This window comes from Enterobacter cloacae complex sp. IR5450 (genome assembly GCF_049238665.1).
Taxonomy (GTDB): domain Bacteria; phylum Pseudomonadota; class Gammaproteobacteria; order Enterobacterales; family Enterobacteriaceae; genus Enterobacter; species Enterobacter hormaechei_C.
Genome location: NZ_JBMKIC010000001.1, coordinates 377,741 through 400,154, shown reverse-complemented (window position 1 = coordinate 400,154; position 22,414 = coordinate 377,741). Strand labels below are relative to the sequence as shown.

Sequence of the window (22,414 nt, the reverse complement as noted above, 5' to 3'; positions counted from 1 at the left end):
TCCGCCTTCATTCAACGCAGATGATGCACAACCTGGTTGCTGCTGCCGCGCCAGATAAGCATAGGATCTTTTAGATCCTGCATGAACTTGCCGTCGACCAGGACGTTAATTAGATCCACCACTTCCATCTGCTGCGCATTCAGTTCATCCAGCTTATAGCCCGTCCAGACCCAGATGTCTTTTCCCGCGCACTCGTGGTGGATGCGTTTTACCAGCTTCAGGATCTCCGGCACGTTTTGCGGATGGAGCGGGTCGCCGCCGGAGAGCGAGATCCCCTGGCGTTTGATGCGCGTGTCGTTCAGGTCGTTGATGATGCGGTCTTCCATCTCAGCGGTAAACGGCATACCCGAGTTCAGGCGCCAGGTGCTTTTGTTGTAGCAGCCGGGGCACTCGTGAACGCAGCCTGATACAAACAGGGTACAGCGGGTGCCGGGGCCGTTGACGATGTCGACGGGGTAGTACTGGTGATAATTCATAGCGTTAACCTGATGCCCTCACCCCGGCCCTCTCCCACAGGGAGAGGGAGAAAACCGGTGGCCGGAATAACAATGTGCTCGATCGGTTCCCTCTCCCTTGAGGGAGAGGGGTAGGGTGAGGGGGACACCCTGCGCAGAACTTACCCGATCTGCCCATTCCCCAGATGTTTCACCCTGCGCTTCACCTCTTCCTGCTTACCGGCGTTAAACGGACGGGCATCCGGGCTGCCGAGGTAGCCGCACACGCGGCGGGTCACGGAGACGCGGGCTGCATCGTGGTTACCGCATTTCGGACAGGTGAAGCCTTTGCTGGTGCACTCGAACTCACCGGTAAAGCCGCACTCGTAGCACTCGTCAATTGGCGTGTTGGTTCCGTAGTACGGCACGTGCTGATAGCTGTAATCCCACACGTCTTCCAGCGCCTTCAGGTTGTGCTGAATGTTCGGGTACTCGCCATAGCAGATAAAACCGCCGTTCGCGATGGGCGGATAAGCCGCTTCGAAGTCGATCTTGTCGTACGGGTTCACCTTCTTCTCCACATCGAGGTGGAAGCTGTTGGTGTAGTAACCTTTGTCGGTCACGCCTTCCACGATGCCGAATTCGGCGGTGTCCAGACGGCAGAAGCGATCGCAGAGGTTTTCACTCGGCGTGCTGTACAGGCTGAAACCGTAACCAGTTTCCTCTTTCCACTGGTCTACCGCATCGCGCAGGCGCTGCACAATCGCGATACCCTTCTCACGCAGGGCGTCGTTGTCATAGATATGCTTGTCGCCAAACAGCGCGTTAATCGTTTCGTGAATGCCGATATAGCCAAGAGAGATCGACGCGCGACCGTTTTTGAAGATCTCCGACACATCATCGTCCGCTTTCAGGCGCACGCCGCAGGCCCCTTCCATATAGAGAATTGGCGCGACGCGGGCTTTCACCCCTTCAAGACGGGCGATGCGGGTCATCAGCGCCTTACGTGCCAGCTGTAAACGTTCATCCAGCAGCGTCCAGAAGGCCGCTTCATTCCCTTTGGCTTCCAGCGCGATGCGCGGCAGGTTCAGACTGATGACGCCCAGGTTGTTGCGCCCGTCGTGGATCTGCTCGCCGTTCTCATCTTCGTACACGCCGAGGAAGCTGCGGCAGCCCATTGGCGTTTTAAACGAACCCGTGACTTTTACCACCTGGTCGTAGTTGAGGATATCCGGGTACATACGCTTGCTCGCGCACTCCAGCGCCAGCTGTTTGATGTCGTAGTTCGGATCGCCAAACTTGTGGTTCAGGCCGTCGCGAATGGCGAACACCAGTTTCGGGAACACCGCCGTTTTACGGTTTTTACCGAGGCCGGAGATACGGTTGCGCAGAATAGACTGCTGGATCAGGCGTGATTCCCAGCTGGTGCCGAGGCCAAACCCGAAGGTCACAAACGGCGTCTGGCCGTTGGCAGTGTGCAGCGTGTTTACCTCATATTCCAGCGACTGGAAGGCGTCGTAGCACTCTTTCTCGGTGCGGGAACGGGCGTAACCGTCAGCATTCGGGATCTGCCACTCTTCCGCCGTTTTACGGTGTTTGTTGAAGCTCTCGGTCACGAACGGGGCCAGCACTTCATCAATGCGGTTAATAGTGGTGCCGCCATAGATGTGGCTCGCCACCTGGGCGATGATCTGCGCCGTGACCGCCGTCGCGGTGGAGATGGATTTCGGCGGCTCAATCTCGGCGTTACCCATTTTAAAACCGTGGGTCAGCATGCCTTTCAGGTCGATCAGCATGCAGTTAAACATCGGGAAGAACGGCGAGTAGTCGAGATCGTGATAGTGGATCTCACCGCGCTCGTGCGCCGAGACTACATCGCGCGGCAGCAGATGCTGACGGGCATAGTGCTTGGCGACGATACCGGCCAGCAGGTCGCGCTGGGTCGGGATCACTTTGCTGTCTTTATTGGCATTTTCATTGAGCAGCGACGAGTTGGTTTGCTCTACCAGGCCGCGGATCTCCTGGTTAAGGCGACCCCGTTTCTCACGCTGGACGTCACGGTCGTGACGATACTCAATGTAGGCGCGCGCCAGCTGCTTGTACGGACCAGACATCAGCTGGTTTTCAACCGCGGTCTGGATCTCGTTGATATCCACCTGGCTGCGTTCATGCATCTGGCTGCTAACGACTTCTGCGACGGTGGCGCAGTAATCTGCGTCATCGACTCCCGCTGCTTTAGCTGCACGCAGAATGGCTTCTTTGATGCGCTCTGATTTAAACGGCACTTTACAGCCATCACGTTTCATCACATGCGGTGTCATGATCACTCCATTTTAAAAACAGGTTATCCACAGAGGTGGAGAAGTATTCACCGGGCGTATTCCTCGCCGCGGCAAAGACTTCCCGCGTGCCCAGCCCGTGTTATCCACAATTCCGGCCAGCGTAAGCGCCGTCTTGTTGTTGGAATAGTAGACGATAAATACAAGATGTTGGGTCGGCGTGCATTTTAAGTGCTACATATAGTGATTTGCATCAAACATGTTTGCGATTTTTTTGATGCAGGACAAAGTAAAAAGACGAGAGTACAAACGGCGGGCGCTGGGGCAATTGTAAAGACGCGAAGGAAAAATCTGATTAATTATTCAACAAAAACAGCAAAGTAAGCCGGACACGGCATCGTGCCCGGCGGAGGAATTACTGCTTTAGCCACCACACGGCTTCAAACGGACGAAGCATTGAGGTGTGAGGGGCGGGGTAGTTGCTTATCACCACCTGCGACTCGCCGCTGAGAGCGTCCGCTTGCCATTCCTGAGGCAAATGGCTCAGGTTCGCCACCACCATCAGCGTTTGCCCCTGCCACTGGCGGCGATAGCACCACAGGGAAGGGTGGTCAGGCAGGAGATCCTCATAATCCCCCCACGTCAGTACCGGCAGGGTTTTGCGCAGGCGAATCAGCGACTGGTAGGTGTAGAACACCGAATCGGGGTCGTCCAGCGCCGCGCGGACATTCACGGTTTCGTAGTTGTCGCAAACGCCAATCCACGGCTCGGCCTCGGTAAAGCCCGCATTATGCGAGGCGTCCCACTGCATCGGCGTGCGGCCATTATCGCGTGACTTACTCGCCAGAATCGCCAGTAGTTCATCGGTATCGCGTCCGTTAGCCCGCTGTTCGGCGAACATGTTCAGACTTTCCACGTCGCGGTAGTCGGTGATACGGCTGAAATGCGGGTTGGTCATACCCAGCTCTTCACCCTGGTAGATATACGGCGTGCCCTGCATCCCGTGCAGCACCATACCGAGCATTTTCGCCGCCGCCACGCGGTGTTCCCCTTCGTCACCAAAGCGCGACACGATGCGCGGCTGGTCATGGTTACACCAGAACAGCGCGTTCCAGGCTTTGTTGTGCATCCCCTGCTGCCAGTGGCGGAAAAGGGTTTTCAGCGCCACGAAGTCCGGCTTTGCCTTCGTCCATTTTTCGCCGCCGGGGTAGTCCACCTTGAGGTGGTGGAAGTTAAAGGTCATCGACAGCTCGCGGCCATCAAGAGACGCGTACTGCTGGCAGTTCTCCAGCGAGGTGGAGGACATCTCGCCCACCGTCATCAGGTTACGCGGGGTAAAGACGTCCCGGCTCATCTCCTGAAGATATTCGTGGATGCGCGGCCCGTCAGTGTAGAAGCGGCGACCGTCGCCGAGGGTATCGTCCGGGAAATCCTGATCTTTTGAAATCAGGTTAATCACGTCCAGACGCAAGCCGTCCACGCCGCGATCGGCCCAGAACTCGCACACTTTTTTCAGCTCGGCGCGCACCGCCGGGTTTTCCCAGTTGAGATCCGCCTGCTCCGGTGCGAACAGGTGCAGATAATACTGCTCGCTTTCGGCGTGCCAGCGCCAGGCGTTGCCGCCAAATTTGGAGCGCCAGTTGTTGGGAAGCGTATCCGGCGTACCGTCGCGCCAGATATAGAACTGGCGGTACGGACTCGCTTTATCCAGCGACTCGCGGAACCAGGCGTGCTGCGTGGACGTGTGGTTAAAGACCATATCCAGCACGATGCGGATACCGTGTTCATGCGCCCGGGCAACCAGTTCGTCAAAGTCGTCCAGCGTGCCGTAGGTCGGGTCAATGGCAGTGTAGTTCGCCACGTCGTAACCGTTATCCACCTGCGGCGAGATATAAAACGGCGTCAGCCAGATAGCGTCAATGCCGAGGGTTTTCAGGTAGTCCAGGCGCTGCGTTACGCCGCGTAGATCGCCCGTGCCGCTGCCGGTGGTATCCTGGAAACTCTTTGGGTAAATCTGATAGATGACGCCGTTCTGCCACCAGTGAGGAAGGGTATTCATAGTGCGTTCCTGCAAATGCGAAGGGGCGCAACTGCGCCCCGAAAGAGAGAATTAAACAATCTGCAACGTGCCCTGACGGAACTTACGCTGATAAACCACGGTAGTCAGCGCCATTGGGATGATAATCGCCACCGCCACCGCCATCGCCAGCGCAAATACCTGCCAGAAAGCGGGCTGAATGGAGAGGATCCCCGGCAGGCCGCCGACGCCAATCCCGTTTGCCATCACGCCGTTCAGGCCGCACAGCAAGCCCGCCAGACCGGAGCCGATCATCGCGCAGAGCATCGGGAAGCGGTATTTCAGGTTGATACCGTACATCGCCGGTTCAGTGACGCCGAGGTAAGCGGAGATAGCAGCCGGAACGGAGATCTCACGCTCGTTGTGCTTACGGCTGACGATGATGATGCCGGTTACCGCCGAGGCCTGCGCAATGTTAGACAGGGCGATGATCGGCCAGACAGGCGTACCGCCGAGGCTCTGGATCATTTGCATATCGATCGCCAGCGTGGTCTGGTGCACGCCGGTGATCACCAGCGGAGCGTAGAGGAAGCCAAACAGCGCGGCACCGATTGGCGCGAAGCTGCCGGTCATCAGGTGACGGACCGCGAAGGCCACGCCGTCGCCAATCATGCGGCCAAACGGACCGATAAAGGCGTGCGCCAGGAACACCGCCAGGATCAGCGAGCAGACCGGGACCACCACCAGATACAGGTAATCCGGCACGATGCGCTTCAGGCGCGTCTCAATAAAGCCCAGCGCCAGACCCGCCAGCAATGCCGGGATCACCTGCGCCTGATAGCCCACTTTGGCGATGGTAAACAGGCCGAAGTTCCACACCTCTGGCGTTTGCTGACCAAGTAAGTAAGCGTTCATTAACTGCGGAGAGACCAGCGTCACGCCGAGCACGATACCGAGAATTGGCGTTCCGCCCATCTTGCGCACCGCGGACCAGCAGATTCCGACCGGCAGATAGAAGAAGATCGCTTCGCCAATCAGCCACAGGAAGTCATAGATACTTTGCAGCGCCGGGTACATCTGCGCCAGGGTTTTGCCGTCGCTCATTGGCACATCGCCGATGACGTTACGGAAGCCCAGAATTAAGCCCCCGCTGATCAGCGCTGGCAGCAGCGGAAAGAAGATCTCCGCAAAATGGGAAATCAGCTGCTCATGCCATTTCATATTCTGACGCGCGGCCTTCTTCGCCTGCTCTTTATCTGCGGAAGAGTGCCCGGTAGTCGCCAGCAGAGCCTGATAGTAATCGCCCACTTCGGTACCAATCACCACCTGGAACTGCCCGGCATTGGTGAAGCAGCCTTTAACCATGGAAAGCTCTTCAATGGCCTTCGGGTTGGCTTTGGCCGGATCGTTCAGCACGAAGCGCAGGCGGGTAATGCAATGGCTGACGGTGGCGATGTTGTCGCGTCCGCCGACCAGGACGATCAGCTGATCGATATCTGTTTGTTTGACTTTACTCATCATGAAACCTCATGACAGATGGTGATAGGGGTTATGACCTGTGCGCAAGCCTACTCCTTCAACGTGACGGCGAAAATGGGAACGTTCCCGAAATCGGGCGAAGATCACAATAATCCGCTGTGTGAGGGCACACTGGATTGCATTTCACTCGCAGTTTTTATGAATTTCTTCTCAAGAGTGTTTAAAAAATATCAGGTCAATATCTTAAAAATACAGGGAAGATCTTAAACATGATCTGGCCGGAACTTTACAGTCGGTTTCAGGCATAAGCTTGTCTTCATATACTGAAATAAACGTAGAGCAATAATGTACGGGAACAACGAGATCGTCAGTTATTTACAGGCCAATAAAATACTTGCGCTTAAACTCGACCATGCTGTTACTGCGGTCGGCCAGAACGTCAAAACACAGGTGAATATGATAGGGAAAGGCGCCACTCGGCTGTTGTATTACGCCTCATGTTTCACTGATGAATACAATGATGTTTGCCTGAGACAGAAGAGCGAAGACCTACGCTTCAGAGATGCCGTTTATAAATTAGTAAGCGGTGTGGATGTAGTCTATGAAATGCTTAGACTGTATTTTGAGGAAGTTTTCAAATACAAAAATCCTAAACAGTTAGAGTATATTAAACAGCGGCTAATGGCTGTAAATGTCCACATCGCTGCGGTTAGCCTTACCGGTGCCGGGTTTACATTAGCCGTTGCCGCCTGCGTTCGCCTTGGATTAAATATCAGCCTCGAATTAAGCGCCATTACCGGAAGATGGGCTTCCCGAGGTATTGCTTTTATTGGGCTGTATGGGGTAGTACAGCAAGCCGCCGATAGCGCGCATCGTCTGTACGTTGAATTTCCCGCCTGGTACTCGGCACTTTATGCTCAAGGGCTTGAAATGCTTTAATTTCTCATTGAGCCTGTGTTTCGCAGGACGGACGCGACACGTGCGCAATGGGCATCTGATGACGACATTGCGGATATCATCACCAGGTTGATCAGATAACAATGATGAATTACATCAAACGTTTTTTACGTTGGCAGGGGCGAATTATATTTTCGGTCTACGGCCCGGCCGCGTTAACAATCCTGTTTGCCCTGATACAGGCCCATTTCTTCCCCGGCAGTCCTGTCTGGCCAATTGGGCTTTTCTTCATTGTGGTCATGATTGTTTTTGGCTGCTATGTGAAATGGTAAAAGGCCAAACATTTCAATACAGATAACCACTAATAAGGTATTTCTATGTCTGCTCCCGCACATTTATGGCTTGAAGATGAGAATGGCTCGCCGATTGTCGGTTGTTGTGCAATGCCACTGCGTCTTGGATCTATTGAATTAAAATCCTTTTCCCATGGCGTAACTATTCCGGTTGACCCAAGCTGGGGAAAACTCACTGGTACACGCGTACATCGGCCTATAACAATAGTCAAAGAATTTGATCAGACAACGCCGCTTCTTTACCGGGCAGTTTGCGAAGGGCGAACCATGAAGAAGGCGACAATTAAAATGTACCGTATTCTTGAGTCTGGGATTGAGGCTGAGTATTTCAATATTATTCTGGAAAACGTCAAGTTCACAACGGTAGCGCCGTATCTCTCCCCCGGCAGTATGACCAGTACCCACCTGGAAACGCTGGAGCTGCGCTATGAGGCAATTACCTGGAAGTATACCGAAGGCAATATCCTGTACCGTGATTCATGGAACGATCGCTGTTGCGCATGAAAGCGAAAGGACTATGAGAGACGGGCAGGAATAACGATCTGACGCGGCTCAGCGCGCCCGTTGATCTGCTCTATCAGCTGCGCGGCAGCCTGCCGGCCAGATTCGGCGTAACCCGGATCAACGCTGATAATCTCCGGGTGTAAGAACTTCATCAGCGGCGTGCTTCCCACGCTCGCTAATTGCAGCTCCCCGATGCGCTGCTCCTGCAAATATTTGCTCGCACCCAATGCAAGGGTATCCGTGGCGCATACCAGGGCGGTGGTTTGTGGCGTCAGCACGCTGGCGACCTGTTCATATCCCTGTTTCATACCCAGACCGGGCAGCGCGGCCACGGCGGGGAGATTGTGTTTTTTACAAAACGCCAGGTACGCTTCATGGCGACGCTTGCCGGTGGTGATGTCGGCATGCGGCACGCCGAGATAGCTAATATGCCGATGGCCCTGTTCATACAGGCGCTGCATCAGGATCACGATCGCCCCTTCGTCATCGTAACAGACAGAGGCAAACCCGCTTGCGTCGCGCGCCAGCAGCACCAGTGACGGCTGCCAGGGTTTAAGCACGTCCTCTTTTAGGCCGGTAAATCCGAACAGCACCACCCCATCAATATTACGGCGCTGAAGCATACCGAGATGCTCCTCCACCATTTGCGCGGAGAACTTGCTCTCCATCATGATCGGATCGTAGCCCTGCTCGTAGAACGCGGGCAGCATCGTCTGTACGGCGAGGTTTTCGGAGAGGGAATCCAGACGCGAGACGATAATGGCGACCACTTTATCGCTCTGCCCGCGCATGGCGCGCGCGGAGCGGGAAGGGGAAAAACCGTGCTGATTCATCACCGCCTCGACGCGCTCGCGTGTGCGCTCGCTGACACCGCTTTCGTTGTTCAGCACGCGTGAGACAGTCGATTTCCCCACGCCGCTTAAACGCGCGATGTCTTTAATCGTAAGGCGGTTCTGCATGCTGTATTCCCTGTAACAACGATAAAATAATCAATTGAGCCTAATGCTATCCTGCGAATTCGCTATGGGCAAAGTCTGGTTTACGTTCGGTTTATTTGCAGGGCGTTATAATACCGCCCGATTAGTCACAAACGGTATGGATAAATCTCTATACTGCGCGCCGATACCCAACTTTTTACTTACCGGAGGCCACATGGATCCCGATCCCACACCTCTCCTGACCCGGAGAAAACCTTCTTACCGGTAAGCCAGCTTTTTGCTGTCTCACCGGCGTGAGGCAGCAACGTTCATACGTTCCTGCTTGATAAATTAAGTGCCTGACAGGTACGGCTTTGCCACGCCTGCGGGAAAGACTGCGTCCGCCTTTGCGGATGCGGGGGAATGACTATGTTGAAAAATATCACCCGGCAGCTGCAAGCGCTGCTGAGCCGTCACCTGCCACATCGCCTGATTGCGCGCGATCCGCTGCCAAATACCAACACCATGGCGGGAGCGGCGATTCCCGCCTCCCTGACCGAGCGCTGCCTGAACGTGGCGGCGATGGATGAAAACGAAGTCTGGCGCGCCTTTGGCGGCCACCCGGAAGGGCTGAACGCGCAAGAAGTGTCAAAAATCCGCGCGGAACATGGCGATAACCAGATCCCGGCGCAGAAACCCTCTCCCTGGTGGGTCCACCTGTGGCTCTGCTACCGCAATCCGTTCAACCTGCTGTTGACGGTGCTCGGGATTATCTCTTACGCCACTGAAGATCTGTTTGCCGCAGGCGTGATTGCCCTGATGGTGGGGATCTCCACGCTGCTGAACTTTATTCAGGAAGCGCGCTCCACCAAAGCGGCGGATGCGCTGAAAGCGATGGTCAGCAACACCGCCACCGTGTCGCGCGTGATTAACGACCTCGGCGAAAACGCCTGGATTGAGCTTCCCATTGACCAGCTGGTGCCGGGCGATCTGGTGAAGCTGGCTGCGGGGGACATGATCCCGGCGGATTTACGTATCATCCAGGCGCGGGATCTGTTCGTCGCGCAGGCGTCACTCACCGGTGAGTCCCTGCCCGTAGAGAAGGTAGCGCGGACCCGCGATCCGCAGCAGATGAACCCGCTGGAGTGCGACACCCTGTGCTTTATGGGCACCACGGTGGTTAGTGGCACCGCGCAGGCGATTGTCACCGCCACCGGCGGCAATACCTGGTTTGGACAGCTTGCCGGACGCGTCAGCGAGCAGGAGAGCGAGCCGAATGCGTTTCAGAAAGGCATTGGCCGCGTCAGCATGCTGCTGATCCGCTTTATGATGGTCATGACGCCAATTGTCCTGCTGATCAACGGCTACACCAAAGGCGACTGGTGGGAAGCGGCGCTGTTCGCGCTCTCCGTGGCCGTTGGCTTAACGCCGGAAATGCTGCCGATGATTGTCACCTCCACGCTGGCGCGCGGGGCGGTCAAACTCTCTAAACAAAAGGTGATTGTTAAACACCTCGACGCCATCCAGAACTTTGGCGCGATGGACATTCTTTGCACCGATAAAACCGGCACCCTGACCCAGGACAAAATCGTGCTGGAGAACCACACCGATATCGCCGGAAAGACCAGCGAACGGGTGCTGTACAGCGCGTGGCTGAACAGCCACTACCAGACCGGGCTGAAAAACCTGCTCGACGTGGCGGTGCTGGAAGGTGTGGATGAAGAGTCTGCCCGCATGCTCTCCGGGCGCTGGCAGAAGGTGGACGAAATTCCGTTCGACTTCGAGCGCCGCCGCATGTCGGTGGTGGTCAGCGAGCAGCCGGACGTGCATCAGCTGATCTGCAAAGGGGCATTGCAGGAGATCCTGAATGTTTCCACGCAGGTGCGCCATAACGGCGAGATCGTGCCGCTGGATGAGACCATGCTGCGCCGCATCAAACGCGTCACCGATAACCTGAACCGCCAGGGGCTGCGCGTGGTGGCGGTAGCCAGCAAGTTCCTGCCCGCGCGGGAAGGGGACTACCAGCGTATCGATGAATCTGATTTGATCCTCGAGGGTTACATCGCATTCCTCGATCCGCCGAAAGAGACCACCGCACCTGCGCTGAAAGCGCTGAAAGCGAGCGGTATCACCGTCAAAATTCTCACCGGCGACAGCGAGCTGGTGGCGGCCAAAGTGTGCCACGAAGTCGGCCTGGACGCGGGCGACGTCGTCGTGGGGAGCGACATTGAGCTCCTGTCTGACGATGAGCTGGCCGACCTTGCCCAACGCACCACGCTGTTTGCCCGCCTGACGCCGATGCATAAAGAACGCATCGTAACGCTGCTGCGTCGCGAAGGGCATGTAGTGGGCTTTATGGGCGACGGCATCAACGATGCGCCAGCCCTGCGTGCGGCGGATATCGGTATCTCCGTAGACGGCGCGGTGGATATTGCTCGCGAAGCGGCGGATATCATTCTGCTGGAAAAGAGCCTGATGGTGCTGGAGGAGGGCGTCATCGAAGGGCGTCGCACCTTCGCCAATATGCTCAAATACATCAAAATGACCGCCAGCTCGAACTTCGGCAACGTCTTCAGCGTGCTGGTGGCGAGCGCGTTTCTGCCGTTTCTGCCGATGCTGCCGCTGCATCTGCTGATCCAGAACCTGATGTACGATGTCTCTCAGGTCGCCATCCCGTTTGATAACGTCGACGACGAGCAGATCCAGAAGCCGCAGCGCTGGAACCCCGCCGATCTGGGGCGCTTTATGCTGTTCTTTGGGCCGATCAGCTCCATCTTCGACATTCTGACCTTCTGCCTGATGTGGTTTGTGTTCCACGCCAACACCCCGGAACACCAGACGCTGTTCCAGTCCGGCTGGTTCGTGGTGGGGCTGCTGTCCCAGACGCTGATTGTGCACATGATCCGCACCCGCCGCATTCCGTTTATCCAGAGCCGTGCCGCGTGGCCGCTGATTGTGATGACGGGCATTGTGATGGCGCTCGGGATCGCGCTGCCGTTCTCGCCGATGGCAAGCTACCTGCAACTCCAGGCGCTACCGCTGAGCTACTTCCCATGGCTGGTGGCGATCCTCGCGGGTTACATGGTGCTGACGCAGATGGTGAAGGGGTTCTATAGCCGTCGGTATGGGTGGCAGTAACGGCAAGCCCGGTGGCGCTGCGCTTACCGGGCCTACGATCCGAACGTAGGCCGGGTAAGGCGAAGCCGCCACCCGGCAGCTGGCTTTACTCCCAAATTCAACAACCTGTGATCTCCGTCGGCGCATTCGCTTGACGACAATTTGAGCGCATGTTAACAGAATGTTTTGCCTGTATTTGGCCCGTCAGATAAGGAACATTCATGTTACGGTACAGTCTCTTAACCGCCGGGCTCATGCTCGGCGCCTCCGCCTTTGCCGCACCGGCAGGCGACCTTCCCTTAATGCCCTGGCCTGCGAAGGTTGAACGCCCGACCACTCAGGGCGCGCTGGAGCTTAACAATCAACTCACCGTGAGCGTAAGTGGCGACGATCTGGGGGATGCGGTCAACCGCCTGCGCCAGCGCATCGCCCTTCAAACCGGCTGGACGCTACAGCCGCAGGCCGAAAAACCTGACAAGCCGACCATCCGCATCGCCATCGCCAAAAAGGTGAAGCCGCAGCCGCTGCCGGACAGCGATGAGAGCTATAAACTCACGGTGGACGCCAACGGCGTAAATATCTCCGCCAATACCCGCTTCGGCGCGCTGCGCGCCATGGAAACCTTGCTTCAGCTGATGCAGAACGGCGCCGAAAACACCTCGATCCCGTGGGTGACCATTGAAGATTCGCCGCGCTTCCCGTGGCGCGGGCTGCTGCTCGATTCGGCGCGCCACTTCCTCCCGATTCCGGATATTAAACGCCAGATCGACGGCATGGCCGCGGCGAAGCTCAACGTGCTGCACTGGCATTTGACCGACGATCAGGGCTGGCGCTTCAGCTCAAAGCGCTACCCTAAGCTGACCCAGCTTGCCAGCGACGGGCTGTTCTACACCCCTGAGCAGATGCGCGAGATTGTGCGTTACGCTGCCGAGCGCGGCATACGCGTGGTGCCGGAAATTGATATGCCGGGCCACGCCTCGGCGATTGCCGTCGCCTACCCGGAGCTGATGAGCGCGCCGGGGCCGTACGCCATGGAGCGCCACTGGGGCGTGCTGAAGCCAGTGCTGGATCCCACCAAAGAGGCAACTTATACCTTTGCCGACGCGATGGTCAGCGAACTGGCGGCGATCTTCCCGGATCCATATCTGCATATTGGCGGCGATGAGGTTGACGACAGCCAGTGGAAAGCGAACGCTGCGATCCAGAGATTCATGCGCGACAATAAACTGGCGGACAGCCACGCGTTGCAGGCGTATTTCAACCGCAAGCTGGAGACGATCCTTGAGAAGCACCACCGGCAGATGGTTGGCTGGGATGAGATCTACCATCCCGATCTGCCGAAAAGCATTCTGATCCAGTCCTGGCAGGGACAGGACGCGCTGGGGCAGGTGGCGCAGAACGGCTATAAGGGCATTCTCTCAACCGGTTTCTACCTCGATCAGCCGCAATCCACCGCCTACCACTACCGCAATGAAATTGTGCCGCAGGGGCTGAACGGCGTGGATGTGATAGCGGACACCGACAGCGTCCAGAGCTGGGCTTTCTCCATGCCGCGCCTGAAGGGCAAGCCGGTGGAAGGTAGCTTTACGCTGGTGAAAGGCGATGCTGGCTGGCGCGGATTTATTGATTTTGCCGGGAAATCGCGTCGGGCGGTGGATAACATTCAATGGCGGGACGACAATCAGGTAACGTTTACCGTTGATACCTGGATGGGTGAAACGCGTCCGGTCGTTTCTGTTGAGAACGATAAGCTCAGCGGCTATTTCCTGGTGGGTAACGCCCGCTACCCGATTAGCGGCACGCGTCTGGACGCGGTCCCAAAAGGCATACCGCCGGTGGTGCCGGACCCGGCGAACGAGGCCAATCTGCTCGGCGGTGAAGCCGCGCTGTGGGCGGAAAACGTGGTCGCGCCGGTGCTGGATATCCGTCTGTGGCCGCGCGCCTTTGCGGTGGCGGAGCGGCTATGGTCGGCGAAGGACGTCAACGACATCGACAACATGTATACCCGGCTCCAGGCGATGGACAGCTGGTCGACGGTGTCGGTTGGACTACAGCAGCATACCCAGCAGCAGGTGCAGTTCACGCGCCTCGCCAACAATGCGGATACCCTGCCGCTGCAAATTCTCGCCCAGGCGCTTGAACCGGCGCAGTATTACACCCGCCAGCATCTTAAGTTCCAGGCTGGAAACTATCATCAGTTTGAGCCGCTCAACCGGCTCGCTGATGCGCTAAACCCGGAAAGTGCGACCGGGCGTCAGATGAATAAATGGGCGGACCGTCTGGTGAGCGACGCGGAAGACACGGAAAGCGCCGACGCGCTGCGCCACGTCTTTAACCGCTGGCAGAACAACACCAGCGACGCGCTGGCGCTAAGCGAAAACAGCTATCAGTTGAAGGCCATTAAGCCGGTGATCCAGGAGGTGGATAAGCTGGCCGCGATTGGCCTGAGGCTGACGGATCTGGTGGCGCGCCAGGGCACGCTGGATGATAAAGAGATTGCGTCGATCCAGAGCGAACTGGATAACGCGGCGAAGGTTCAGGACGAGGTGGTGATTGCGGCGGTGTACCCGCTGGAAACGCTGCTGCGCGCGACGCGGAATCAGTAGTAAAGAACCCTCACCCCAGCCCTTTCCCAAAGGGAGAGGGTGTATAAATTCCCTCTCCCTTTGGGAGAGGGTTAGGGTGAGGGAATCAGATCACTCAGTCCTTCAACACCCATGCCTCTCTCCAGTGCGCGCCCACGCCTGGTTCAAACTGGTTTGCGGTTGGGCTGTACTGCACGCAGTAGCCGCTGAACGGGACAGGCCTGCATTCGTAGGTCTTACCGTCTTTCGGCTGTAGCACTACGGTGCCCGCTTTGTAGGACGCGACGTTATCCGGGAAGATAAAGTCATGCGGGCCGTTGCTGTCCGCCGCGTCGCTTTCCAGCATCAGATCCAGCACGTCCTGCGCGAACAGGGTGCCGTCTTTGTTGGTGGCGTAGTATTTCAGCATATGGTGACCCGCCGTGACGTCAGTCAGGGTCATGGTCACGTCCTGGCTGGCGTTATTCATCTCCTGCTTCAGATACCCCTTTTCCGCACCGCTGTGGTTCATCACGTGCGCTTCAACGTTCACGTCGCCTTTGGTGTTCACGTGGAAGGTGACGGACGCCTTGCCATTCTCGATTTTGCTGTAGTGCAGGTTAGATACCGCGATGGTTTCATTCACTTCCGCCTTCTGCTCTTCGTACGAAATCGCAACGGACTGGAGGGCGCTGCCGTCTTTGACGAAGACGCTGTTCGCGCCGTGAACCGGGCTAATTTCGCCCGCTTCATCCTTTACCCCGACACGCACATCGCTGTACGCGGCGTTGATCTTCTGCGCCAGATCGTAGGACCACTGGTTCGCATCCCCCTGGGCAACGGAGCCGATGGTCAGCTCGGTACGCAGGGCGGCAACTTCCCCGTTGGCGTCGAAGAAGCGTGCAATCACTTTATCGCCCGTGTTCAGGTTATTCCCGGCAATCTGTCCGCTCAGGGTTTTACTCCACTGGGATATCACCGCTGGGGTGTCGTCCGGCGTGACGTTGCCGCCGTTACCGAAATCAACGTCAATGGCCTGATAGAAACTGTTTGCGGTATCCGCAATTTCCCACACGCCATAAATAACCTGGTAGCCCGTACGTTCCGGGACATTACAGGTCATGGATTTTGTCATCGCCGGTGCCTGACCATTTCCGTTAATAGTACAGAACGGCGTTAATTCGAACTGGTCACGGGTCAGCGGTTTATTGGGGTCCCAGTTTTGTTTGGTAATGTAATAACGCCAGTTGGTGGTTTTATGCGGCGCGGTATGGTGCCAGACAAATTCATGCGGGCCTGCCGTCATGGGATTTTTGGTCCAGGCGTTCAGGCTCTGCTTATCAAGCTGGGAGTAGCTGGCAATACCGGCGCTGGCAAGCTGGCCGTCAGGCGGCATCGCACCCGTCGGGAAGCCGGAGGTCTTTTCTACGCTCTGCGGTTCATATTGTACAGAGCCACAGTCAATATTCTGGCCGAGCTTACACATATAAGCGCGGCTGGCAGGGGATTCTATATATCCGTGTGCAAGTGCGGAAGACGCAACCGTTAATGTGGTTACCGCCAGCGCAATTTTAGAGAGTTTCATTCATCATCCATTAATTAGAATAGAGCAAGGCAGCGTCAGTTTATTAATGGAGTGGCGGATGCGTCATTTCCCGGAGAGAGTAAAAATGGTCGAAATAAAAAAAGGCAGCCAGAGCTGCCTTCTCTTTCTTGAAATAAATTAGCGACGTACGGCAATCGCTTCAATTTCAATTTTCACGTCTTTTGGCAGACGCGCCACTTCCACACAGGAGCGCGCCGGGAAGGTGGCGTTGTGCTCGGTGAAGAACGCTTCGTAAGTGGCGTTAACGGTCGCAAAATCATTCAGATCTTTCACGAACACGGTGGTTTTGACGATATCGCCCACTTTCAGACCGGCAGATTCGACGATCGCCTGCACGTTTTCCAGCGACTGACGCGCCTGCGCCGCTACGTCGGCAGGTACTTCACCGGTTTTTGGGTTCACCGGGATCTGGCCAGAAGTGATGATCATGCTGCCCAGATCAACGCCCTGAACGTATGGGCCGATAGCCGCTGGTGCATTTTCCGTCGCGAGTACTTTGCTCATTTTTTCTCCAGAATTACAGCGTTAAGAATGTTCCCGGCCATTATAACAGCCGGGATTTCATTACCAACCTCAATTAGTTGGCCAGCACCACATAATGAGAAAACTCTTTTTCGCAGTATTTGCATTTGAGTGCGATGTCATTGGCGCGCTTTTTCACTGCAAAGCTGGAGGAAACCGGCTCAGCATGACTGATGCAGTTGCTGTTCGGGCAGACCAGCACGCTTTCGATGCGATCTGGCAGGCTTGGGCGGGATTTGCCCACCACGTCGTAATCGTCGATGCGGTTAACCGTGGCGTCCGGCGCGTACAGTGACAGCTGGTTAACCTGCTCGTCGGTCAGGAAAGTATTCTCGATCTTGATCAGGTCTTTACGGCCCATTTCACCCGACGGCAGGTTCAGGCCGATGGTGATGCGCTGGTCGGTTTCAGTCAGTTTGAACAGCGTCAGCAGCTTAAAGCCCACCTGCGCAGGGATGTGGTCAATCACGGTGCCACGCTTGATGGCTTCAACCTGGAGTTTGTTATCGTGTGTCATGGTCGTCTCCCCTTACAGAGCTAATTCGCGATTCAGAACCAGTGCCAGTAACGCCTGGCGGGCGAAGATGCCGTTTCCGGCCTGCTGGAAGTACCAGGCGTGCGGCGTTTTATCCACGTCTGTGGTGATCTCATCGATGCGCGGCAGCGGGTGCAGCACCTTCATGTTGTCGCGCGCGCCCTCGAGGTCGCTGGCGCGCAGCACGAACTGCGCCTTCACGTTGGCGTACTCGGATGGGTCAAGACGCTCTTTCTGCACGCGGGTCATGTAGAGAATATCCACGTTGCCCATCACCTCTTCGATGCTGGCGTGCAGGCTCCACGCGATGCCTTTTTCGTCCAGCATGTCGAGAATGTACTGCGGCATCGCCAGCGCGTCCGGGGCGATGAAGAAGAAGCGGTTGCCGTTAAATTTCGCCAGCGCCTGGGTCAGCGAGTGGACGGTGCGGCCATATTTCAGGTCGCCGACCATGGCGATGTTCAGGTTCTCAAGCGTGCCCTGCGTCTCCTGAATGGTGAACAGATCCAGCAGGGTCTGCGTCGGATGCTGGTTAGCGCCGTCACCGGCATTCAGTACCGGAATGTCGCCGGAAAATTCGGTCGCCAGACGCGCCGCGCCCTCCTGCGGGTGGCGCATCACAATCGCGTCAACGTAGGTGCTAATCACTGAAATGGTATCCGCCAGGGTCTCGCCTTTTTTGCCCAGCGACGTGTTGCTGCTGTCCGAGAAGCCCACCACGCTCGCGCCCAGGCGGTGCATGGAGGTTTCGAAGGAGAGACGCGTGCGGGTCGAGGCTTCGAAGAAGCAGCTCGCAATCACCTTGTGCTTCAGCAGCTCCGGTTGCGGATTGGCCTTCAGTTTTGCCGCGGTTTCCAGAACCAGTTCCAGCTCTTCGCGGCTGAGGTCGTTTATGGAAATGATGTGTTTTTGATAAAGCGGATTCATGTTTATCTCCTGACGCCGGGCAAAAAAAAGCCCCTCAAATGAGGGGCTCTGGGAATAGGTTTAGCAACGGGAAGAAAAACGGCAGGCCAGCGTCTGATTTCAGACGCGGTAAGACGTTATGTCGTACACGCTTGACCATGCTTCCTCCCGGCAAATTGTCGGGCATTATACGCAGCTCGCTTTTGGGATCAAGCGATTTAATGCACGCTTTACTCAATGCAAACGGTTCTTTGTGAATATTAATGCGTTCTGAGTAAATAATTAATTTGCTTATGCACCAGCGCGGTGCGCTTCACTACGCGGGGCGCGACCCAGACAATACTGCTTCCGGCCACCACGCCTAAAATTTCCGGTAACTGGTGATAATCCAGAATACGCGCCACCGCGCGGCCATATCCGGCGACGGTATGGATAAGGATAAATTCGCTGTTGTGCTCCACGCTCACCACCATTTCAGAGACGGTACGCGCCGCATCGGGGGCCGGGCGCAGCTGGGGATTCAGCGAATAAATCTTTAGTCCTTTGGCATTGCGAATTTTTATGACACCAAGCAACTTGAGCAGACGTGAAACGGTGGACTGGCTGATGGTCTCAAAACCCCGCTCCTGTAAGTCGCGGCGGATCTCTTCCTGGGAGAGATAGCTCTTTTCCGCGATCAGACGCTGGCAGACCGTTAGCTGTAGTTGCTCTTTGGGAGAGTACTCTTCGTAATCCATCATAGTTCCCATATCAGTTCCCGAAATAACCGGTGGCACCGCACCGATCCGTAGGCCGGATAAGCGCAGCGCCATCCGGCAAATCACAACAAAGCGCCCAGGCTTAACGCCACCATAATCACCACCGTTAAAATCCCCAGCAGCGGCGCGACCCATTTCAGATAACGCACGTAGGGCACGCGGGCGATAGCCAGCCCGCCCATCACGACGGCAGAGGTGGGAGTGATCAGGTTAACGATGCCGGACGCCGACTGGTAAGCCGTAACCACCAGGTCGCGGTTGACGTTAGCGAAATCGGCAAGGGGCGCCATGATCGGCATCGTCAGAACGGCCAGGCCGGACGAAGAAGGCACAAGAAACGACAGCACCACTTCCAGCCAGTACATCACGTTGATGAACGCCACCGTCGACAATCCGGTGACCATTCCCTCGGCGCTGTGCAAAATGGTGTGGGTAATCATGCCCTTATCCATGATCACTACGATACCGCGCGCGATGCCGATAATCAGCGCGACGCCCAGCAAATCTCGCGCGCCGTTGATAAAGGTTGAGGTCAGCTCCTCTTCGCTCATGCGGGCGATCAGCCCGACGATAATGGCGCTGGCGAGGAACACCGCCGAGATCTCCGCCATCCACCAGCCCAGCACCGCCACGCCGTAGATCATCACCGCAAAGGCGAGGGCGAAGATCACCAGGATGAGTTTGCGCACCGGGGTAAACTCCAGCGACTGCTCGCCCTTGTTGCCGAGGAAGTGGGCGCGGTTCTCTTCCTGCTTATCCGCCACGATCGACAGCGACGGATCCTTGCGCACCTTACGGGCGTAACGCATTACCCACGCCACGCAGATGATCCAGCCGATCACCAGCAGCGCGATGCGCAACATGATGCCGTTGGTGAAGGGGATCCCGGCGGCGTTGGCGGCGATCACCGTGGCGAACGGGTTGATGGTGGAGCCGAGGGTGCCGATCCCCGCGCCGAGCAGCACGGTAGAGGCCGCAACCACCGGATCGAACCGCGCCGCCAGCATCACCGGCACCAGTAAGGTATAGAAGGGCAGCGACTCTTCTGCCATGCCGTAAATCGTGCCGCCCGCGGCAAACAGCGCCATCAGGATCGGGATCATCCACTCTTCGCGGCCGCGCAGCCGGGTGGTGACGCGCTCGATCCCGGCGTCTATCGCCCCGGTTTTGGTAACGATCCCGAGGAATCCGCCGATGATCAGAATAAACAGCGCCACGTCGATGGCTCCGGCCTGGCCGGATTCCGGATCGTACAGCCCGGCAATCGGCGCCATCAGCACGGAGACCAGACCTTGCGGGTGCGCTGCCACGTGCGCGTAGGTGCCAGCAACCGGCACTTCTTTACCGAGCACCTCGTTCATTGCCATATGGTACTGCCCGGCCGGGACAATCCACGTCAGCACGGCAACCACGGCAATCAGAAAAAAGAGAATGGTGTAAGCGGAGGGAAACTTGAACTTGCCCATGATGTTCTCCTGAACCCGGCGCACCCCGCGGCGCGCCGGGCGGTGATTAGTCGCCGAGTGTCGCCACCATGACCGCTTTAATGGTGTGCATGCGGTTCTCTGCTTCGTCGAAGACGATGGAGTTCGGTGATTCGAAGACCTCTTCCGTCACCTCCAGCCCCTTCAGGCCGTACGCCATCTCGATTTCGCGGCCCACTTTGGTGTGCTCGTTGTGGAACGCCGGCAGGCAGTGCATGAATTTGACGTTCGGGTTGCCGGTGGCCTTCATCACCTGGGCGTTAATCTGATACGGCTTCATCAGGCTGACGCGCTCGGCCCAGGCTTCCTTCGGCTCGCCCATGGAGACCCACACGTCGGTGTAGAGGAAATCGGTCCCCTGCACGCCTTCTTCCACGTCGTCGGTGAGGGTGATGCGCGCGCCCGTCTCTTTCGCAATGGCGCGGCACTGCTCAACCAGCCCCGCTTCCGGCCAGAAGGATTTCGGCGCAACGAGGCGGATATCCATCCCCATCTTGGCCGCACCGACCATCAGCGAGTTGCCCATGTTGTTGCGCGCGTCGCCGAGATAGGCAAAGCTCAGCTCAGGCAGGGTTTTGCCTGGGGAGTGTTCCAGCATGGTCATCAGATCGGCGAGAATTTGCGTTGGGTGGAACTCGTCGGTCAGGCCGTTCCACACCGGCACCCCCGCGTACTCGCCCAGCTCTTCAACGATGGCCTGGCCGTAGCCGCGATATTCGATGCCGTCATACATGCGGCCCAGCACGCGGGCGGTGTCTTTCATCGACTCTTTATGGCCAATCTGCGAGCCGCTTGGGCCGAGATAGGTGACCTGCGCGCCCTGGTCGAACGCGCCCACTTCGAAGGCGCAGCGGGTGCGGGTGGAGGTTTTTTCAAAGATCAGGGCGATGTTTTTCCCGACCAGGGTTTGCTTCTCGCGCCCGGCTTTTTTGGCGGCCTTGAGCTCGATGGCGAGGTCAATCAGGTACTGGATCTCCGCCGGGGTGTAGTCCAGCAGTTTCAGGAAGTTGCGGTTTTTAAGGTTAATGGTCATGGGGAAATCCTTTTTAAAATTTGTGCTGTCTGATGCCCTCACCCCGGCCCTCTCCCTGTGGGAGAGGGTTAGGGTGAGGGGAAAACGACTCAGTTACGAATCAACGTGCCTTTCTCGCCCGCCAGGATCTCCGCGCCGTCATTCAGCGCGCCGATCCCGGCAATGCCGCCGCAGGCCTCAACAAACTCGCGGCAGGCGGCTACTTTCGGCCCCATCGATCCGGCGTCGAACTGCATGCCTCTGAGCAGCTCCGGCGTCACCTGCGCCAGCGGACGTTGGGTTGGCTTGCCCCAGTCGAGGTACACCGCGTCGGCATCGGTGAGGATCAGCAGGGCGTCGGCCTCGATCTGGCGCGCCAGCAGGGCGGCGGAGAGGTCTTTGTCGATCACCGCCTCAATGCCGCGATAGCCGTTGGCGTTTTCCACCACCGGCACGCCGCCGCCGCCGTTGCAGATCACCAGATGGTCGCGCTGGATCAGCGCCGTGATGGCGTCGCTCTCGACAATGCGCTTCGGCTGCGGAGAGGGCACCACGCGGCGGAAGTAGCTGCCGTCGGCCTTAAACACCCAGCCTTTCTCCGCGGCCAGCGTTTTTGCCTGGGCTTCGCTGTAGACCGGGCCGATGTACTTGGTCGGGTTACTGAAGGCCGGGTCGGCGGCGTCCACTTCCACCTGCGTGAGCAGGACGCTGACCTCGCGCTGGGGCAGATTGTTTTTCAGCGCCTGCTGGAGCATGTAGCCGATCATCCCCTGGCTTTCGGCGCCGAGAACGTCCAGCGGGTAGGGCGTGACTTTGTCGTAGGCGCTGTTTTGCAGCGCCAGCAGTCCGACCTGCGGGCCGTTGCCGTGCACCAGCACCACGCGCCACTGCTCCGTTAAGCCGGCGATGGTGCGGGCGGCCTGCTCGATGTTCTGGCGCTGGATGTCCGCTTCAAGCGGTTCGCCGCGCTTGAGCAGCGCGTTGCCGCCAAGGGCCACAACCAGAGTGGGTTTTCGTTCCATGATGGCTC

The 22,414-nt window shown here is 57.4% G+C and carries 17 protein-coding genes and 2 pseudogenes; 5 read left to right on the top strand and 14 right to left on the bottom strand.

What is annotated here, in order from left to right:
• Positions 1-11: 11 nt before the first annotated feature.
• The 4 genes from nrdG to treB form a co-directional block, all read right to left on the bottom strand.
• Positions 12-476, bottom strand: coding sequence for an anaerobic ribonucleoside-triphosphate reductase-activating protein (gene nrdG / locus ACOTYB_RS01785; protein ID WP_003856093.1), 465 nt, complete (start codon positions 474-476; stop codon positions 12-14).
• Between the two features lie 140 nt (positions 477-616).
• The gene (gene nrdD / locus ACOTYB_RS01780; RefSeq protein WP_003863406.1) at positions 617-2,755 is read right to left on the bottom strand and encodes an anaerobic ribonucleoside-triphosphate reductase; all 2,139 of its coding nucleotides are present in this window, start codon (positions 2,753-2,755) and stop codon (positions 617-619) included.
• A gap of 373 nt (positions 2,756-3,128) precedes the next feature.
• Positions 3,129-4,772, bottom strand: coding sequence for an alpha,alpha-phosphotrehalase (treC, locus tag ACOTYB_RS01775; RefSeq protein ID WP_048241489.1), 1,644 nt, complete (start codon positions 4,770-4,772; stop codon positions 3,129-3,131).
• 51 nt (positions 4,773-4,823) lie between these two features.
• Complete coding sequence (gene treB / locus ACOTYB_RS01770) at positions 4,824-6,248, bottom strand: PTS trehalose transporter subunit IIBC (RefSeq protein WP_409248728.1); 1,425 nt, start codon at positions 6,246-6,248, stop codon at positions 4,824-4,826.
• Positions 6,249-6,554: 306 nt separating this feature from the next.
• On the opposite strand from treB, the pseudogene ACOTYB_RS01765 reads away from it, so the two are divergent.
• Both ACOTYB_RS01765 and ACOTYB_RS01760 read left to right on the top strand, forming a co-directional pair.
• Positions 6,555-7,247 (top strand): annotated as a pseudogene (locus ACOTYB_RS01765) (hypothetical protein).
• 236 nt (positions 7,248-7,483) lie between these two features.
• The gene (locus tag ACOTYB_RS01760) at positions 7,484-7,963 is read left to right on the top strand and encodes an Hcp family type VI secretion system effector (protein ID WP_003863398.1); all 480 of its coding nucleotides are present in this window, start codon (positions 7,484-7,486) and stop codon (positions 7,961-7,963) included.
• Between the two features lie 11 nt (positions 7,964-7,974).
• Here ACOTYB_RS01760 and treR read toward each other — a convergent pair whose 3' ends face one another.
• On the bottom strand, positions 7,975-8,922 hold the full coding sequence (treR, locus tag ACOTYB_RS01755) for a trehalose operon repressor TreR (RefSeq protein ID WP_032608379.1): 948 nt from the start codon (positions 8,920-8,922) through the stop codon (positions 7,975-7,977).
• Positions 8,923-9,309: 387 nt separating this feature from the next.
• Here treR and mgtA point away from each other — a divergent pair, with 387 nt between their 5' ends.
• Both mgtA and ACOTYB_RS01745 read left to right on the top strand, forming a co-directional pair.
• Positions 9,310-12,018, top strand: coding sequence for a magnesium-translocating P-type ATPase (gene mgtA, locus ACOTYB_RS01750; RefSeq protein ID WP_220153529.1), 2,709 nt, complete (start codon positions 9,310-9,312; stop codon positions 12,016-12,018).
• Positions 12,019-12,218: 200 nt separating this feature from the next.
• Entirely contained in the window at positions 12,219-14,603 is a 2,385-nt protein-coding gene (locus tag ACOTYB_RS01745; RefSeq protein ID WP_045350670.1) for a beta-N-acetylhexosaminidase, read from the top strand.
• A gap of 94 nt (positions 14,604-14,697) precedes the next feature.
• Here the strand turns inward: ACOTYB_RS01745 and gbpA are convergent, their stop codons facing one another.
• The 5 genes from gbpA to ACOTYB_RS01720 all read right to left on the bottom strand — a co-directional run bounded on the left by gbpA (position 14,698) and on the right by ACOTYB_RS01720 (position 18,290).
• Positions 14,698-16,146 carry an N-acetylglucosamine-binding protein GbpA gene (gene gbpA, locus ACOTYB_RS01740; RefSeq protein WP_023315294.1) on the bottom strand — a complete coding sequence of 483 codons (1,449 nt, stop codon included), beginning with the start codon at positions 16,144-16,146 and terminating at the stop codon, positions 14,698-14,700.
• A gap of 138 nt (positions 16,147-16,284) precedes the next feature.
• Entirely contained in the window at positions 16,285-16,671 is a 387-nt protein-coding gene (gene ridA, locus ACOTYB_RS01735; protein ID WP_003863373.1) for a 2-iminobutanoate/2-iminopropanoate deaminase, read from the bottom strand.
• 73 nt (positions 16,672-16,744) lie between these two features.
• Entirely contained in the window at positions 16,745-17,206 is a 462-nt protein-coding gene (gene pyrI / locus ACOTYB_RS01730; RefSeq protein ID WP_003863370.1) for an aspartate carbamoyltransferase regulatory subunit, read from the bottom strand.
• Positions 17,207-17,218: 12 nt separating this feature from the next.
• Positions 17,219-18,151, bottom strand: coding sequence for an aspartate carbamoyltransferase (pyrB, locus tag ACOTYB_RS01725; RefSeq protein WP_032661336.1), 933 nt, complete (start codon positions 18,149-18,151; stop codon positions 17,219-17,221).
• 34 nt (positions 18,152-18,185) lie between these two features.
• Positions 18,186-18,290, bottom strand: a complete 105-nt coding sequence (locus ACOTYB_RS01720) for a pyrBI operon leader peptide (protein ID WP_022646880.1) — start codon at positions 18,288-18,290, stop codon at positions 18,186-18,188.
• Between ACOTYB_RS01720 and ACOTYB_RS01715 the strand changes: the two are divergent.
• A pseudogene (locus tag ACOTYB_RS01715) lies at positions 18,270-18,387 on the top strand (hypothetical protein). The gene ACOTYB_RS01720 and the pseudogene ACOTYB_RS01715 overlap by 21 nt on opposite strands.
• Before the next feature lie 3 nt (positions 18,388-18,390).
• Here ACOTYB_RS01715 and ACOTYB_RS01710 read toward each other — a convergent pair.
• The 4 genes from ACOTYB_RS01710 to ACOTYB_RS01695 form a co-directional block, all read right to left on the bottom strand.
• Complete coding sequence (locus ACOTYB_RS01710; protein ID WP_003863366.1) at positions 18,391-18,870, bottom strand: arginine repressor; 480 nt, start codon at positions 18,868-18,870, stop codon at positions 18,391-18,393.
• Positions 18,871-18,950: 80 nt separating this feature from the next.
• On the bottom strand, positions 18,951-20,354 hold the full coding sequence (locus tag ACOTYB_RS01705; RefSeq protein WP_045342507.1) for a YfcC family protein: 1,404 nt from the start codon (positions 20,352-20,354) through the stop codon (positions 18,951-18,953).
• A 46-nt stretch (positions 20,355-20,400) separates the two neighbouring features.
• Positions 20,401-21,405: an ornithine carbamoyltransferase gene (gene argF / locus ACOTYB_RS01700; protein ID WP_008501386.1), complete on the bottom strand. Its 1,005-nt coding sequence runs from the start codon at positions 21,403-21,405 to the stop codon at positions 20,401-20,403.
• Between the two features lie 89 nt (positions 21,406-21,494).
• Positions 21,495-22,406, bottom strand: a complete 912-nt coding sequence (locus tag ACOTYB_RS01695) for a carbamate kinase (protein ID WP_003862918.1) — start codon at positions 22,404-22,406, stop codon at positions 21,495-21,497.
• Positions 22,407-22,414: the final 8 nt, after the last annotated feature.